Here is a 15,500-nt window from a genome sequence, read left to right as displayed (position 1 = left end):
GTCAGGAGGCCCCGTCGAACAGGCTGGTCACCGAGCCGTCCTCGAAGACCTCCTTGATCGCCCGGGCGAGCAGCGGGGCGATGGAGAGCACGGTCAGCTTGTCGAACCGGCGGGCCGGCTCGATGGGCAGCGTGTTGGTGACGATGACCTCGCTGACCCGGCTGTTCTTCAGCCGGTCGACCGCGGGGCCGGAGAGGACGGCGTGGGTGGCGCAGACGATGACGTCGGCCGCGCCGGCCTCGAACAGCGTCTCGGTGGCCTTCACGATCGTCCCGCCGGTGTCGATCATGTCGTCGACGAGGATGCAGGTCCGCCCCTCGACCTCGCCGACGACGGCGTTGGCGACGACCTCGTTGGGCCGCAGGGGGTCGCGGGTCTTGTGGATGAAGGCCAGCGGGGTGCCGCCGAGCTTGTCGGTCCACCGCTCGGCGACCCGCACCCGGCCGGAGTCCGGCGACACGACGGTGATGTCCCGGTCGCCCCACCGCTCGCAGACGTGCGCCACGAGCAGGTCGAGGGCGAAGAGGTGGTCGACCGGGCCGTCGAAGAAGCCCTGGATCTGCGCGGTGTGCAGGTCGACGGTCATCAGCCGGTTGGCGCCGGCGGTCTTGAACAGGTCGGCGACCAGGCGGGCGGAGATGGGCTCGCGGCCGCGGTGCTTCTTGTCCTGCCGGGCGTAGGGGAAGAACGGGGCGACCACGGTGATCCGCTTGGCCGACGCCCGCTTGAGCGCGTCCACCATGATCAGCTGCTCCATGAGCCAGGTGTTCAGCGGCGCGGTGTGGCTCTGCACCACGAAGGCGTCGCAGCCGCGGACGGACTCCTCGAAGCGGACGAACAGCTCGCCGTTGGCGAACTCGTAGGCCGCCGTCGGCGTCGGGGTGACCCCGAGGTGCCCGGCGATCTCGTCGGTGAGCTCCGGGAAGGCCCGGCCGGAGAACAGCATCAGGCTCTTGCTCGGTGTCTGCCGGATGGCGCTCATCGGCTGGTCAACCCCTGGTCCTCGCGTCGTCGGGCCGACTCACCGCCTACCCGGAAGCCTCCGGGCGGGTGTCGGCCGCCGACTCGGCCCCTGGATCCCCGGCCGCCTCGGCGGCCTGCGCGGCGGCCGTCCCGGGACGGCGGCGCCGCACCCAGCCTGCCACATTGCGCTGGCGGGCCCGCGCGACGGCCATCGCCCCCGGGGGGACGTCGGTGGTGATGACCGAGCCGGCCGCGGTGTAGGCGCCGTCCCCGACGGTGACCGGGGCCACCAGCATGGTGTCCGAGCCGATCCGCACGTGGTCACCGACCTCGGTGTGGTGCTTCTGGACCCCGTCGTAGTTCACGAACACCGTGGCCGCCCCGACGTTGGAGCCGCGGCCGATGGTGGCGTCGCCGACGTAGGACAGGTGCGGCACCTTGGAGTCCTCGCCGACCTGCACGTTCTTGGTCTCGACGAAGGCGCCGACCTTGGCGCCGGCGGCCAGTCGGGTGCCCGGCCGCAGGTAGCTGAACGGGCCGACGGTGGCGCGCGGGCCGACGTCGGCGCCGAGGACGTGCGAGCGCAGCACGCTGGCGCCCTCCCCCACCGCGGTGTCGACCAGGGTGGTGTCCGGGCCGACGACGGCGCCGGTGGCCACCGACGTCGTCCCCCGCAGGTGCACGCCGGGCTCGAGCAGCGCGTCGGCCGCGACGGTGACGGTCACGTCGACCCAGGTGGTGGCCGGGTCCACGACGGTGACGCCGGCGCGCATGAGGTCGTCGAGCACCCGGTCGTTGAGCGTGCGCCGGCGAGCGGCGAGCTCCCGGCGGTCGTTGCAGCCCAGGACGTCGTCGGGGTCCCCGGCCCGGACGGCGGCGACCGGCGCCCCGCCCTCGGCCAGCGGGGCGAGGGCGTCGGTCAGGTACTGCTCGCCCTGGGCGTTGTCGGTCGCCAGGCCGCCCAGCACCCGGCGCAAGGTGGCGGCGTGCGCCACGTAGACCCCGGCGTTGACCTCGCGGATCGCCCGCTGCTGGTCGGTGGCGTCCCGCTCCTCGACGATGGCGCGCACCTCGCCGCCGGCGCCGCGGACGATCCGCCCGAGCCCCGTCGGGTCCTGCACCTCGGAGGTGAGGACGGTGAACACGCTGCCCGCCTCGCGGTGGCCGTCGACGAGCGCGGCCAGCGTGCCGGCGGTCAGCAGCGGGGCGTCGCCGTTGACGACCAGCACCGGGCCGTCGAGGTCGGGGACGGCGGCCAGCGCGACCGCCGCCGCGTGCCCGGAGCCGCGCTGCTCGGCCTGCAGCACCGGCCGCGCGCCCGGGGCCTCCCGGGCCAGGTGCTCCTCGACGGCCTCCCGGCCCGCGCCGACGACCACGAGGGTGTGCCGCGCGGCCAGCGGGTCGGCCGCGGCCAGGACGTGGCCGAGCATGCTGCGCCCGCCGAGGGGGTGCAGCACCTTGGGCAGCGCGGACCTCATGCGGGTGCCCTGGCCGGCGGCGAGGACGACGACGGCGGCGACCCCGCCCTCGGGGACGGCACCGGGCTGGCGCGGTTCGGACACGGGTCTCCTCGACCTCGGCGGCAACGGCCTGCTGGGGGACAACGGCTGCTGGGGACAACGGCTGCTGGGGGACTCGGACTCGAACCGAGACTTCCCGGCTCCAAAGGCCGGCGGGCTGCCGATTACCCCATCCCCCACTGCGGGCGCCGCCGGAGGACGGCGCGGACGCCGCGCGGACGTCCCCCGGCAGCCTAGGCGCCCGCCCGGCCGGTGCCGCGGTGCCGCCCCAGGACCCGTCGGGCGGTGCCCTGCGCGGTGACGTAGCTTACGGACCCGTAGGGGTGCGGCGGTCAGACCGGACCGCACCGCGCCCCACGGAGCGCCCTGGAGGCCGCTTGTCCGCTCCCGCCCCGACGCGCCCCACGGCCCCGGCCCCCCGGCCGGCCGACCCGGACGCCGGGCTCCCGCCCACCGCCTTCGGCAAGGAGAAGGGGCTGGTCGAGCAGGTCACGCTCTACGTCTTCGTCGTCGTGCCCTTCCTGGCCCTCGCCGCCGTCGTCCCCGCCGTGTGGGGGTGGGGGCTGTCCTGGCTCGACGTCGGGCTGGCGGTCGGCCTCTACTCCCTCACGCTGCTGGGCATCACCGTCGGCTACCACCGGCACTTCACGCACGGCTCGTTCAAGGCCGCCCGCCCGCTGCGCATCGCGTTGGCCGTGGTCGGCTGCATGGCCGTCCAGGGGCCGGTGGTGCAGTGGGTGGCCGACCACCGCCGGCACCACGCGTTCTCCGACCGCGAGGGCGACCCGCACTCGCCGTGGCGCTACGGCACCGATGCCCGCGCGCTGCTCCGGGGGATGTGGCACGCGCACCTGGGCTGGTTGTTCGACCGGCGGCAGACCAACGCCGAGCGGTACGCCCCCGACCTGCTCAAGGACGCCACGCTGCGGCGCACCAGCCGGCTGTTCGTGGTCTGGGCCTTCCTCAGCCTCGCCCTTCCGGCAGTCGTGGGCGGCCTGGTGACGGGCAGCTGGGTCGGCGCCTGGACGGCGTTCTTCTGGGCCGGGCTGGTGCGGGTAGCCCTGCTGCACCACGTGACCTGGTCGATCAACTCTGTGTGCCACGTCGTGGGCGACCGGCCCTTCGTCTCCCGGGACCGCGCCACCAACTTCTGGCCGCTGGCGATCCTGAGCGCCGGGGAGTCGTGGCACAACCTGCACCACGCCGACCCGACCTGCGCCCGGCACGGCGTGCTGCGCGGGCAGGTCGACATCAGCGCCCGGGTGATCTGGGTGTTCGAGAAGCTGGGCTGGGCGCACTCGGTGAAGTGGCCGGACCCCGTGCGGCTGGCCGCCAAGCGCCGCCCACCGGCCACTGCTGTCTAGGCCCCTCGCAGGGTCCCGCCGCGAGCTTGCGAGCGGTGGGGGGCGAGGGGGTCCTCTTTCAGCCGACCAGGCGGGCGCCGGGGACCGGGCCGTGCACGGCGCGGACGGTGCGGTAGACGCCCTCCCCGGCCAGCGTCGCGGCCATCCGCACCGCCGCGTCCTCGTCCGTGGCGAGCGCGGCCACCGTCGGGCCGGAGCCGCTGACGATCGCTGCGGCGGCCCCGGCACCCCTCGCGGCCCGCAGCGCGCGGCGCAGGTCGGGCCGCAGGGACAGCGCCGGTGGCTGCAGGTCGTTGGCCAGCGCGGTGGCCAGTGCCGGCACCGGCCCGCTGCGCAGCGCCGCGATCACCGGGTCCGACGAGGCGTGCACCTCGCCGTTGGGCACCCGGCCCTCGGCCCGCAGCCGGTCCAGCTCGGCGTAGACGGCGGGGGTGGACAACCCCTCGCCGGCGATGCCGAGCACCCAGTCCCAGCGGCGGCGGGCCAGCACCGGGGACAGCTGCTCGCCGCGGCCGGAGCCCAGGGCCACCCCGCCCACCAGGCTGAACGGGACGTCGCTGCCCAGCCGGGCGGCGAGTGCGGTGAGCTCGCCCCGGGTGGCGTGGGTGCCCCACAACGCGTCGAGGGCGACCAGCGCGGCCGCGGCGTCCGCGCTGCCCCCGGCCAGCCCCGCCGCCGCGGGGATCGACTTGTCGATGGTGATGGCGGCGTCGGCGGGCACCCGGGCCCGCTCGGCCAGCAGCTCGGCGGCCTGCCACACCAGGTTGCGCCGGTCGGTCGGGACGGCGTCGGGCCCGCTGCCCGTCGTCCCCTCGCCGGTCACGGTGAGGGTCAGCCCGGTGCCCGGGCGCACCGTGACCGTGTCGAACAGCGACACGGCCAGGTAGACGGTGCGCAGCTCGTGGTACCCGTCCGGGCGCAGCGGCCCGACGGCGAGGTGCAGGTTGACCTTGGCGGGGGCCCGGGCCACGACCGCGCCGCCCCCTGCCAGCCGGCCGGGCCCGCCGGAGGAGGCCCAGCTCACGGCCGGGGCTCCGTCGCCGCCAGCCGGGCGAAGTCGGCGACCGAGAGCTGCTCGCCGCGGGTGGCCGGGTCGATGCCCGCGTCCCGCAGCCGGGCCTCCGCGGCGGCCGGGCCGCCGGCCCACCGGGCCAGCGCGGCCCGCAGCCCCTTGCGGCGGGTGGCGAAGGCGGCGTCCACGACGGCGAAGGTGGCGGCGCGGTCGCCCGGCGGCGGGGGACGGCGGTCGAGGGCGACCAGGCCGGAGTCCACGTTGGGCTCGGGCCAGAACACCCGGCGGCCGATGCTGCCGGACCGGCGGACCTCGCCGTACCAGGCGGCCTTGACCGACGGGACGCCGTAGGCCGGCGCGCCCGGGGCGGCGGCCAGCCGCTCGGCGACCTCGGCCTGCACGAGGACCAGCCCGCGGCGCAGGGTCGGCAGCAGCTCCAGCAGGTGCAGCAGGACGGGCACCGCCACGTTGTACGGCAGGTTGGCCACCAGCGCCGTGGGGGCCGGCCCGGGCAGCTCGCGCACCCGGAGCGCGTCGGCCTCGACCACGGTGAGCCGGCCGGCGAGGCCGGGCGCGCGCCCGGCCACCGTGCGGGGCAGCAGCTCGGCCAGCCGGGGGTCGATCTCGACGGCGGTGACGTGCGCGGCGACCGGGAGCAGCCCGAGGGTGAGCGAGCCGAGCCCGGGCCCCACCTCCAGGACGACGTCGTCGGGGTCCAGCTCGGCGGTGCGCACGATCCGCCGGATGGTGTTGGCGTCGTGCAGGAAGTTCTGCCCGAGGCTCTTGGTCGGGCGCAGCCCGAGCTGCCGGGCCAGGTCGCGGATGGCGGCCGGGCCCAGCAGCCCGTCGGTCTGTCCGGGTGGGGTGCTCAGGGGGCTCCGTTCAGAGGAGCTTGCCGCAGTGCGGCCACTGGCCGGCACCGGAGCGGGCGTAGAGCATCTGCGCCCGCTTGGTCTGCTCCTCGGCCGAGGCGGCGGCCGGGTCGCCGCTGCCACCGACAGCGTTCCAGGTCGACTGGGAGAACTGGTACATGCCCCGGTACTTGCCGGTGCCGCTCACCGCGTCGGGTCGGCCACCCGACTCGCACCTGGCCAGCGCGGCCCAGTCCAGCCCGTCGGCCGTGGCGGGGACGGCGCTCGAGGCGGCCGGGCGGGGCTTGGTGCCGACGGTGACCAGCTCGTCGACCGGCGCCCGGGTGACGGTGGTGGCCAGCTGCTCGCGGCCGGTCTCCACGCCGTCGGTGACGGTGACGCGGAAGGTGGTCACCTGCTCACCCACGACGCCCTCCTGGGTGACGGTGTCGTCGCCCGCGAAGGCGGTGGGGTCCCCGGTCTCGACGGTCCCGTGCTCCAGCGGCGAGGCGACGGGCACCTCGCTGACCTGCACGCGGAAGACCTGCAGCCGCATCTGCGACAGCAGCGCCTGGTCGGGGTAGAGGCTGGTGCGGTCGGCCGGGCCGAGCGCGACGCCCTGCTCGGCCAGGAGGTCACTCGCGGTGGCCGCGGTGGTGGTGACCACGCGCTGCTGCCCGTCGACGACGAGGGTGACGTCCTTGGGCGTGCTGATCGACAGCGCCATGCCGTCCAGCGGGAGGCGCTCGCTGCGGCTGGCGGAGACGACGAGGTCCTCGGCGCGGTACCCGAGCTGGGCCAGTGCCTCGTCGACCGACAGCGCGGTCACGTACACCTCGCTGCTCACGCCGTCCACGGTGAGGGTGAGCGGGCGCGCCCGGTTGAGCACCACGGTGTCGCCGTCGGCGACCGGGGCGGCGGCGTCCGGGAGGACGACGTCGTGCGACTGCGGCCGCAGACCCTCCCCCTCGAGCACCTCGCCGACGGTGTCGGCGTAGGTGCGCAGCTCGCGGGCCTGCCCGTCGACGGTCAGCGTCACGGACTTCTGCGCGACGAAGAAGGCCAGGGAGCCGCCCACGAGTCCGATCAGGACGAGGGCGAGGAGGACGGACTTCAGCGGTCGGGGCACGGCTCTTCCAGAGTGAGGAGATCCCGGGTGGAGGCGCGCGCGGGCACTCGCCGGCAGGGCGGGTACCGAGCGCGACCCGGCTCGGACGGCAGGCGACGGGGAGGCGGAGCCCCTGGTCGCGGTGCCGTCCGGGTCGGTCCCCACCCCGGCTGGTCACGACACGATAACGAGGACGGTGCGTCTGGCAACGGTGCGCGTCGAGTAGACCAGCGGGGCGACGTGTCGACCTGTGGACGCGCCGACACGGTGAGTGAGCGACGCGCCGGGCGGGACGGGTGTGACGGGTGCGCAGCGTGAGCTCGGTGGGGTGATCAAGACCACGGCCCCGCGCCCAGGCGAGCCGCCCCGCGAGGCGGTCGCGAGGAGCGGGACCGGGAGGGTCCCCGACGAGTGGCCGGGTGGGGCTCAGCGCCCGCCGGGTACGGCGCCTGGTCGCGGTGCGGTCCGGAGGACCGCGATGTCCTGGATCACACCGTCAGCGCACGGTCGTCGACCCGGACTGGCCGCAGCCAGGTGACCAGGAAGACGGCGAGGGCCAGCCCCGCGGCCAGCCCGGCGAAGCCACCGGCGACCAGGGCCACCGGCAGCAGGTCGATCCCGTCGGTGACGCGGCCGCCGAGGTCGATGCCGGCGGTCAGCAGCAGCGCTCCCAGCGGCAGCAGGGCGAGCACGCTCACCGCGGCGGCGACGAGGTGCGCCGTCCAGGTGCGCAGCGCCTCGTCGACCGGCACGTCGGCGCCCTCGGCGGGCAGCGGGCGCAGCAGCGCGCGCAGCAGCGCGGCCTCGGCGAGCACCCAGGCGAGCAGCGGGACGGCGAGGGCGACGGCGCCGACGCTGTCGGGCAGCTCGCCGCGCCGCCACATGAGGACGGCGGTGAGCAGCTCGGCGGCGACGACGGCGCGGGTGGCCCACAGCAGCCCGAGGGAGATCAGCTCCGACTGCCGGGGCCGGCGGGCCGGGGAGCTGGTGCGCCAGCGCGGCCGCGGGCGGGTCGCCTCGGCGAGCACGATCCCCAGCAGCAGCCCGATGACCAGGGCCGGCAGCCAGAGGAACACCGACGCCTCGGCGAACACCGCGATGCTGACGGCGATGGCGACCACGCCGAGCAGGAAGCCCAGCTGCCGGACGCGCCGTCCGTGCTGGGCCTGCCGGCGCAGCACGGCGAGCCCCTCGGGGGTGGGGGTGGTGAAGCCGACGGCCGCGGCGGCGACGGCGCGGCGGCCCGCGGCCAGGGCCCACGCGCGGGCGAGCAGGACACCGGGGACCAGGACGGCGATGAACAGGACGACGGCGATGAGGCGGCCCACGCGGCCAGTGTCCCCCGGAATCCCGCGCGGAGGGGCGGCCGGTCCAGCCCGTCCGCGACGATCACGCGATCCGGGGACCGACACGCCGCGGCCCGTCGGCGCGTCGCTCCCCGGACGTCATGATCGCGGAGGAGGGGGCGCGTCCCAGGGGCCGAAGACGCGCTCGGCGGTGGCGGTGAGGTGGGCGCCGAGCTCGGCGAGCGGCACGCCGGTGACCTCGGCCAGCGCACGCACCGTGTGCGGCACCAGCCGGGAGCCGTTGGGCCGGCCGCGGTGCGGGACGGGGGTGAGGAACGGCGCGTCGGTCTCCACCAGCAGCTGGTCGACCGGGGTCAGCGCGGCGGCCTCGCGCAGGTAGCCGGCGTTGGCGAAGGTGAGCGTGCCGGCGAAGGACAGCACCCAGCCCCGCTCGACGCAGGCCCGGGCGAACGCGGCGTCGCCGGAGAAGCAGTGCATCACCACGTGCTCGGGGGCGCCCTCGTCGTCGAGCACCCGGAGCACCTCGGCGTGCGCGTCGCGGTCGTGGACGACCAGCGCCACCCTGTGCTCGGCCGCGATGCGGGCGTGTGCCCGGAAGGACGCCTCCTGCGCCGCCCAGCCGTCGGGGCCGGTGCGGTAGCGGTCCAGGCCGGTCTCCCCCACCGCCCGCACCCGCGGCAGGGCGGCCAGCCGGTCGATCTCGGCCAGGGCGTCGTCCGTCGCCGCGCCGGCGCCGGCCTCGTTGGGGTGTACGGCGACGGCGGCCAGCACGCGCGGGTGCCGGGCCGCGAGCTCCGCCGACCACCGCGAGGAAGGCACGTCGACGCCCACCTGCACCAGCCGGGTCACGCCGACGGCGACGGCGGCCGCGACCTCGTCGTCCACGGCCGCGTCGTCCGGCCGGCGGTCCCCGTCGAGGGTGATGTCCAGGTGGGTGTGGCTGTCGACCGCGGGCGACGGCAGCGGCTCCGGGGACGGCGGCGGCTCCCCCCTCCGGTTGGCGCGCGAGGCGGCCGACCGGCTCACGCGCCGCCCCGTCCCGCCAATATCGCGGTATCGGCGGTCACGGGGCGCCGTCCTCGAGCCGGGCCAGCTCCTCGGCGACGATCGACTCGTCGAGCTTGCGGAACACCGGGGTGGGCGGTGCCAGCGGCGTCCCCGGCGGCAGGGGGCGGGAGGCCCACACCGCCTGCCCGTCGCCGTGGTCGCCGGTGATGATCGGGTAGGGCGAGCCGTCGTCGAGGTCGGTGACCTCCTCGATCCGCGGCGCCGGTGACCACACCCCGGTGCCGCCGAGCAGCTCGTGCACCTTCTGCGCGGAGTGCGGGAGGAACGGGGTGAGCAGCGCGTTGCAGTCGCTGACCGCCTGCAGCGCGGTGTGCAGCACGGTGTCCCGGCGGGCCGGGTCCTCCTTGAGCTTCCACGGCGCCTGGTCGGACAGGTACTTGTTCGCCTCGCCCACCACCCGCATCGCCTCCGCGGCCGCGGCCTTCTGCCGGTTGCGGGCCAGCAGCTCCCCGACGGGGGCGAACGCGCCGCCCGTCGTCCCCAGCAGCGCCCGGTCGGCGTCGGTCAGCTGCCCGGGCGTCGGGACGGCGCCGACGTTCTTGGCCGCCATCGACACCGTGCGGTTGACCAGGTTGCCCCAGCCGGCGACCAGCTCGTCGTTGTTGCGGCGCAGGAACTCCGCCCAGGTGAAGTCGGTGTCCTGGCTCTCCGGGCCGGCCGCGGCGATGAAGTAGCGCAGCGCGTCGGCGTCGTAGCGGGCCAGGAAGTCGCGCACGTAGATGACCACCTGGCGGGAGGAGGAGAACTTGCGCCCCTCCATGGTGAGGAACTCGCTCGAGACCACCTCGGTGGGCAGGTTGAGCCGGCCCAGCGACCCCGGCGTCCCCCCCTTGTCGCCCTCGCCGTCGTAGCCGAGCAGCTGGGCCGGCCAGATCTCGGCGTGGAAGACGATGTTGTCCTTGCCCATGAAGTAGTAGGCCTCGGAGTCCGGCGTCTGCCACCACTGCCGCCAGGCCTCGGGGTCGCCGCTGCGGCGGGCCCACTCGATGGACGCGGACAGGTAGCCCACGACGGCGTCGAACCACACGTAGATGCGCTTGTCGGGGCGGTCCCGCCAGCCGTCCAGCGGCACCGGCACGCCCCAGTCGATGTCGCGGGTGTAGCTGCGCGGCTTGAGGTCGGTGAGCAGGTTCCGGGCGAAGTTCAGCACGTTGGGGCGCCAGCCGTTGCGCGTGGCCAGCCAGTCGCCGAGGGCCCGGGTGAACGCCGGCAGGTCGAGGAAGTAGTGCTCCTCCTCGACGAACTTCGGGGTCTCGCCGTTGATCCGGCTCCGCGGGCCGATCAGGTCGACCGGGTCGAGCTGGTTGCCGCAGTTGTCGCACTGGTCGCCGCGGGCGCCGTCGTAGCCGCAGATCGGGCAGGTGCCCTCGATGTAGCGGTCGGGCAGCGTGCGCCCGGTCGACGGGCTGATCGCGCCGAGCGTCGTCTTCGGGAACACGTAGCCGTTCTTCAGCAGGCCCAGGAAGATCTCCTGGCTGACCGCCGCGTGGTTGGCCGTCGTGGTGCGGGTGAACAGGTCGTAGGACAGCCCGAGGGACTGCAGGTCGCCGACGATGACGCGGTTGTTGCGGTCGGCGATCTCCCGCGGGCTGACGCCCTCGGCGTCGGCGGCGACGGTGATCGGCGTCCCGTGCTCGTCGGTGCCGCTGACCATCAGCACCCGGTCGCCCACCATGCGGTGGTAGCGGCTGAAGACGTCGGAGGGGACGCCGAAGCCGGAGACGTGGCCGATGTGCCGCGGGCCGTTGGCGTAGGGCCAGGCCACGGCGGTCAGGATGTGCCGGTCAGTCACGGGCTCACCCTACGGAGCGCCGTCCAGCGGGTTCAGTGCTGGCCGGTGCCCGCCGTGGCCGGGACGTCGGGGGCCGCGCCGGGTGCCGGGACGGCCAGCGCGACGGCGACCAGGGCCAGCCCGATGACGGCGAGGGTGGCCGCGCGGGTCCACGGGCCGGCCGCGGCCGGCTGCGGACGGCGCTGCGGCGTGCGCGGCCCCTGGGCGACCCAGGCCAGGACGGACGGCGCGCCGACCAGCAGCAGCTTGCCCACGGGCAAGCCGAGCACCAGCAGCGCCAGGGCCGGCAGCGGCAGGCCGACCGGCAGCGCGTCGACCAGCGGGGAGGTCAGCGCCACCGCGAACAGTGCCCCGACGAGGGCGACCTCGGCGGTGGCCACGGCGGTGTAGAGGCGCCGTCCCGACCGGTCCAGCAGCGCGACCCCGCCACCGGCGCAGAGCACCACCCAGCCGGCGAGGAGCAGCAGCAGGCCGGCCACGACCGGGCCGGCCGGGCGCAGCGGCGACAGCAGCAGGCCGTCCAGTCCGGTCAGCCCGCCGGCCAGCAGTGCCACGGCCTGGAGGACGCCGGTGCCCGCGGCGGCCAGCACGGCGGCCGGCGGGACGCGCCGTGGCGGGGACGCCGGACGCGCGGCCACGGGGGCGTCGAGGACGGTGCTCGCCACGGTGCTGCTCTCCCTGACCGGGGACGACGGTCACCGGTCGGGTCGGCGGGGGCAGCGGGCGCCTGGAGAGGCCGCGGGTGCGGCCTCACCCCTGCGAGGGGTCAGCCGGCGGGACGGCGCTCCCCGGTGGCCATCCGGCTGTGCCGGTGGCTGTAGACGAAGTACAGGCCCACACCGAGCGCCATCCAGAGGCCGAAGCGGAGCCAGGCCTCGGTGGGCAGGTTGGCCATCAGCCACAGGCAGGCCGCCGCGGACACCCACGGCAGCACGTTGATGAACGGCACCCGGAAGGACCGCTGCAGGTCCGGACGGGTGCGCCGCAGCCACCAGACGCCGATCGACACGAGGAAGAAGGCGAACAGCGTGCCGATGTTGACCAGCACGGCCAGCTCCTCCAGCGGCACGACGGCGGCGAGGAACGCGACGAAGACGCCGGTGCCGATGGTGATCCGGTAGGGCGTGCCGTAGCGGGGGTGCACCTTGGCCAGGGCCGGGGGCAGCAGGTGGTCGCGGCTCATCGCGAACAGCACCCGGGACTGGCCGAGCATCAGGATCATCACCACCGAGGTGAGCCCGGCCAGCGCGCCGAGGGAGATGACGGTGGAGAAGAAGGTCAGCCCGTTGGCGGCGAAGGCCCCGGCCAGCGGGGCGCTCTCGCTGAGCTCGGTGTAGGGCTGCATGCCGACGACGACCAGCGAGACGGCGACGTAGAGCCCGGTGCAGATGACCAGCGAGCCGATGATGCCGCGCGGCAGGTCGCGGGCCGGGTTGCGGGTCTCCTCCGCGGCGGTGGCCACGATGTCGAAGCCGATGAAGGCGAAGAACACGACGGCGGCGCCGGCGAGGACCCCGCCCCAGCCGAAGGTGCCGGGGCTGAATCCGGTGAGCAGCGAGATCAGCGGGGTGTCCAGCCAGCCGCCCTCGCCCTCGGCCGGGGGCTCGGCCGGCGGAACGAACGGCGAGTAGTTCTCCGCGGCAACGTAGAACAGGCCGACCACGATGACGAGCGCGACGACGGCCAGCTTGATCGCCACGATGACCGCGGTGACCCGCGAGGACAGCTTGATGCCCAGAACCAGCACGGCGGTCATCGCCAGCGCGATCAGCACCGCCGGGATGTTGAACCTCGCAGTCTCCCCCGCGATGGACGTCGGCAGCGCCAAGCCGACGTCGTCCAGCAGCTGGTTGAGGTAGCCCGACCAGCCGACCGACACCGTGGCCGCGCCGAGCGCCAGCTCCAGGACGAGGTCCCAGCCGATGATCCAGGCGACGAACTCGCCGAAGGTCGCGTAGGAGAACGTGTACGCCGACCCGGCGACCGGCACGGTCGAGGCGAACTCGGCGTAGCAGAGCGCGGCCAGCCCGCAGACCACGCCGGCGACCACGAAAGACAGCGCCACCGCCGGCCCGGCCTGGTTGCGCGCCACCACGCCGGTCAGCACGAAGATCCCGGTGCCGATGATCACGCCGACGCCGAACACCGTGAGGTCCAGGCCGGACAGGTTCTTCTTGAGCCGGTGCTCCGGTTCGTCGGTGTCGCGAATGGAGTCCTCGACGGACTTCACCCGGCGGGTGTTGGCGGCCACGACGTCCTCGCTGTCGGCAGGGTCCGGACCCGGGCAGCGTGGCACGGGACCGCTCGCACCGCACGCCTACGCTGTCGCGTCGAGTCGTTCGGGAGAGGAGTGCAGATGCCCGGCACGGAGGTCCCCCGCAGGGGGTCACGCGGGCTCCCGGCGGAACTCCCGTCGACCCGCCCCCGGCCCGAGGGCCGCCCGCGCACGACGCCGTCCCGGCCCGAGGGCGTCGGGCCGATCGTGGACTGCGCCGTCTACGTCGACGGGCGCCGCGAGCCCCCGGTCGAGCCGCACGAGGCGCTGCAGGCGGCGGTGTCCCGCGGCGGCTTCGTCTGGCTCGGGCTCTACGCGCCGACCGAGGAGGAGCTGGGCACCATCGCGGGGCACTACGGGCTGCACCCGCTGGCCGTCGAGGACGCCGTCTACGCCCACCAGCGGCCCAAGCTCGAGCGCTACGGCGACGCGCTGTTCATGGTCCTGACCACCGCGCGGTACGTGAGGCACGACAGGCTCACCGCGACCAGCGAGGTCGTGGACACCGGGGAGGTCATGGTCTTCGTCGGCCCGAACTACGTGATCACCGTGCGGCACGGCGAGCACGGGGCGCTGGCCGACCTGCGGCAGGGCCTGGAGGAGCAGACGGACCTGCTGTGCCTGGGCCCGGCCGCGGTGCTCTACGCGGTGGCCGACCACGTGGTCGACGACTTCGTCGACGTCGCCGCCGCCGTCGAGGAGGACGTCGAGGAGCTGGAGGCCTCGGTGTTCAGCCCGGAGCGCACCGACGACATCGGCCGGCTCTACCAGCTCAAGCGGGAGCTGCTGTCGCTGCGGCGGGCGGTGTCCCCGCTGGAGGTGCCGCTGCAGAAGCTGGCCGAGCGGCAGATCGACCCCGTCCCGGAGGCGATGCGCTCCTACTTCCGGGACGTCGAGGACCACGCCATCCGGGTGCGCGAGCAGGTCGCCGGCCTCGACGAGCTGCTGAGCTCCATCCTGCAGGCGTCGCTGGCGCGAGCCACCCAGGCCGACAACCAGGACATGCGCAAGATCAGCGCCTACGCCGGCATCATCGCCGTCCCCACGGCCATCGCCGGGATCTACGGGATGAACTTCGAGTTCATGCCCGAGCTGACCTGGCGCTACGGCTACTTCACGGTGCTGCTGGTGATCGTGACCGTCTGCTCGCTGCTCTACCGCGGCTTCAAGCGCAACGGCTGGCTCTGAGGCCCGCCCGGTGTGCGCTGGGTGTGGTCTCCCGCCGACCGGAGACGACACTCAGCGCACACCCGCCAGGGCGGCGGCGATGCGCCTCACCAACTCGTCGGCCCGGTGCAGGTCCGCGGCCGTCACGAACACCACTCGCCACCCCGCCGCCTGCAGGCGGTTGAGCCGCTGACGGTCGCGAGCGAACTGCCCGGGCTCGGCGTGCCACGCCCCGTCGTACTCGACCGCGACCCGGAGCCCGGGCCAGGCGAAGTCCACCCGCGCCACGAAGCCACGCGGATCCCGGACGACGTGCTGGGCCACCGGCACCGGGAGGCCACCCCGCCCCATCAGCAGCCGCAGCCGCGTCTCCTGCGGCGACCCGGCGAGCCCGTCGGCCAGCCGGCAGGCCTGACGCGCCCGTGCCGCGCCGGGTCCGCACCCGGTCGTCGCCAGCGCGCGCACCGACGCCAGGTCGGTGAGGCCGGACGTGACGATCCGGTCGACCGCCACGACCGCGTCGTCCCCTGGCAGAGCAGCGGCGACCCGGACCGCTGTCGCCTCGGGCGTCGTCACGGCCACCCGGTGCCGGCGGGCCACCCACCCGTCGGGCAGCCGACTCCGGCGCACGCGCAACCCGGGGACACGCACCGGGTGGTGCCCCGGCGGCACGGTGAGCTCGACGTCGTCATCCCGGCCGGCCAGTTCCAGACCCCACAGCACCGCAGCGCTGCAGCCGGTCACCACGGCCCCCGGAACGAGGAGCGGGCCGGCCGTACGGGCGCGGAGAGCGTGCGTGACCGGGACGTCGCGGTGCACGTACAGATCCGGCCACAGCCTCCGCCACGTCGGGCCGCGCAGCTGGTTGCGGGTCAACAGGCCGCGGCTGACGACCACGGAGCCACGGAAGACGCGGCCCCGGAGCACGTCGGGCACGGAGGGCGGCACGGGCACCGGCGAACCGTGCCGCACGGGACGGCGGGGCCGCGGATCGTCGTCCACAGGGCCACCGCTGTGCACCGATGGTGCCCTCCGGCTGTCGCGAGACCACCGGACGTGCACACCGGGGCCGG

At 75.2% G+C, this 15,500-nt stretch carries 13 protein-coding genes and 1 tRNA gene; 2 read left to right on the top strand and 12 right to left on the bottom strand.

Annotated features, from left to right (window positions below; all coding sequences use genetic code 11):
* Position 1: 1 nt before the first annotated feature.
* The 3 genes from RTG05_RS03760 to RTG05_RS03750 all read right to left on the bottom strand — a co-directional run bounded on the left by RTG05_RS03760 (position 2) and on the right by RTG05_RS03750 (position 2,662).
* Entirely contained in the window at positions 2-982 is a 981-nt protein-coding gene (locus tag RTG05_RS03760; RefSeq protein ID WP_166527518.1) for a ribose-phosphate diphosphokinase, read from the bottom strand.
* Positions 983-1,028: 46 nt separating this feature from the next.
* Positions 1,029-2,525 carry a bifunctional UDP-N-acetylglucosamine diphosphorylase/glucosamine-1-phosphate N-acetyltransferase GlmU gene (gene glmU / locus RTG05_RS03755; RefSeq protein WP_166527517.1) on the bottom strand — a complete coding sequence of 499 codons (1,497 nt, stop codon included), beginning with the start codon at positions 2,523-2,525 and terminating at the stop codon, positions 1,029-1,031.
* A 64-nt stretch (positions 2,526-2,589) separates the two neighbouring features.
* Positions 2,590-2,662 (bottom strand) — tRNA-Gln (locus RTG05_RS03750).
* Between the two features lie 198 nt (positions 2,663-2,860).
* On the opposite strand from RTG05_RS03750, the gene RTG05_RS03745 reads away from it, so the two are divergent.
* On the top strand, positions 2,861-3,847 hold the full coding sequence (locus tag RTG05_RS03745) for an acyl-CoA desaturase (protein ID WP_315912294.1): 987 nt from the start codon (positions 2,861-2,863) through the stop codon (positions 3,845-3,847).
* A 58-nt stretch (positions 3,848-3,905) separates the two neighbouring features.
* Here the strand turns inward: RTG05_RS03745 and RTG05_RS03740 are convergent, their stop codons facing one another.
* From RTG05_RS03740 to RTG05_RS03705, 8 genes are all read right to left on the bottom strand, one after another.
* A complete protein-coding gene (locus RTG05_RS03740) occupies positions 3,906-4,871 on the bottom strand; it encodes a 4-(cytidine 5'-diphospho)-2-C-methyl-D-erythritol kinase (protein WP_315912293.1) in 966 nt (321 codons plus the stop codon).
* Positions 4,868-5,779: a 16S rRNA (adenine(1518)-N(6)/adenine(1519)-N(6))-dimethyltransferase RsmA gene (rsmA, locus tag RTG05_RS03735; RefSeq protein WP_315912292.1), complete on the bottom strand. Its 912-nt coding sequence runs from the start codon at positions 5,777-5,779 to the stop codon at positions 4,868-4,870. Before rsmA ends, RTG05_RS03740 begins: the two co-directional genes overlap by 4 nt.
* Positions 5,742-6,839, bottom strand: coding sequence for a resuscitation-promoting factor (locus tag RTG05_RS03730; RefSeq protein ID WP_166527516.1), 1,098 nt, complete (start codon positions 6,837-6,839; stop codon positions 5,742-5,744). Before RTG05_RS03730 ends, rsmA begins: the two co-directional genes overlap by 38 nt.
* 467 nt (positions 6,840-7,306) lie before the next feature.
* Complete coding sequence (locus RTG05_RS03725) at positions 7,307-8,146, bottom strand: hypothetical protein (RefSeq protein WP_166527515.1); 840 nt, start codon at positions 8,144-8,146, stop codon at positions 7,307-7,309.
* A 117-nt stretch (positions 8,147-8,263) separates the two neighbouring features.
* Positions 8,264-9,151: a TatD family hydrolase gene (locus tag RTG05_RS03720; protein WP_166527514.1), complete on the bottom strand. Its 888-nt coding sequence runs from the start codon at positions 9,149-9,151 to the stop codon at positions 8,264-8,266.
* A gap of 37 nt (positions 9,152-9,188) precedes the next feature.
* Positions 9,189-10,985 (bottom strand): methionine--tRNA ligase, encoded by a 1,797-nt coding sequence (metG, locus tag RTG05_RS03715; protein WP_166527513.1) that lies wholly within the window; start codon positions 10,983-10,985, stop codon positions 9,189-9,191.
* 32 nt (positions 10,986-11,017) lie between these two features.
* The gene (locus RTG05_RS03710; protein WP_166527512.1) at positions 11,018-11,650 is read right to left on the bottom strand and encodes a hypothetical protein; all 633 of its coding nucleotides are present in this window, start codon (positions 11,648-11,650) and stop codon (positions 11,018-11,020) included.
* A 101-nt stretch (positions 11,651-11,751) separates the two neighbouring features.
* Positions 11,752-13,236: an amino acid permease gene (locus RTG05_RS03705; RefSeq protein ID WP_166527511.1), complete on the bottom strand. Its 1,485-nt coding sequence runs from the start codon at positions 13,234-13,236 to the stop codon at positions 11,752-11,754.
* Positions 13,237-13,341: 105 nt separating this feature from the next.
* On the opposite strand from RTG05_RS03705, the gene RTG05_RS03700 reads away from it, so the two are divergent.
* Positions 13,342-14,448: a magnesium and cobalt transport protein CorA gene (locus RTG05_RS03700; RefSeq protein WP_166527510.1), complete on the top strand. Its 1,107-nt coding sequence runs from the start codon at positions 13,342-13,344 to the stop codon at positions 14,446-14,448.
* Positions 14,449-14,499: 51 nt separating this feature from the next.
* Here RTG05_RS03700 and RTG05_RS03695 read toward each other — a convergent pair whose 3' ends face one another.
* Positions 14,500-15,381, bottom strand: coding sequence for a DUF559 domain-containing protein (locus RTG05_RS03695; RefSeq protein WP_315912291.1), 882 nt, complete (start codon positions 15,379-15,381; stop codon positions 14,500-14,502).
* Positions 15,382-15,500: the final 119 nt, after the last annotated feature.

It is taken from the genome of Geodermatophilus sp. DSM 44513 (assembly GCF_032460525.1).
In the GTDB taxonomy this organism is placed as follows: Bacteria; Actinomycetota; Actinomycetes; order Mycobacteriales; family Geodermatophilaceae; genus Geodermatophilus.
This window is presented reverse-complemented; position numbering and strand designations above follow the sequence as displayed.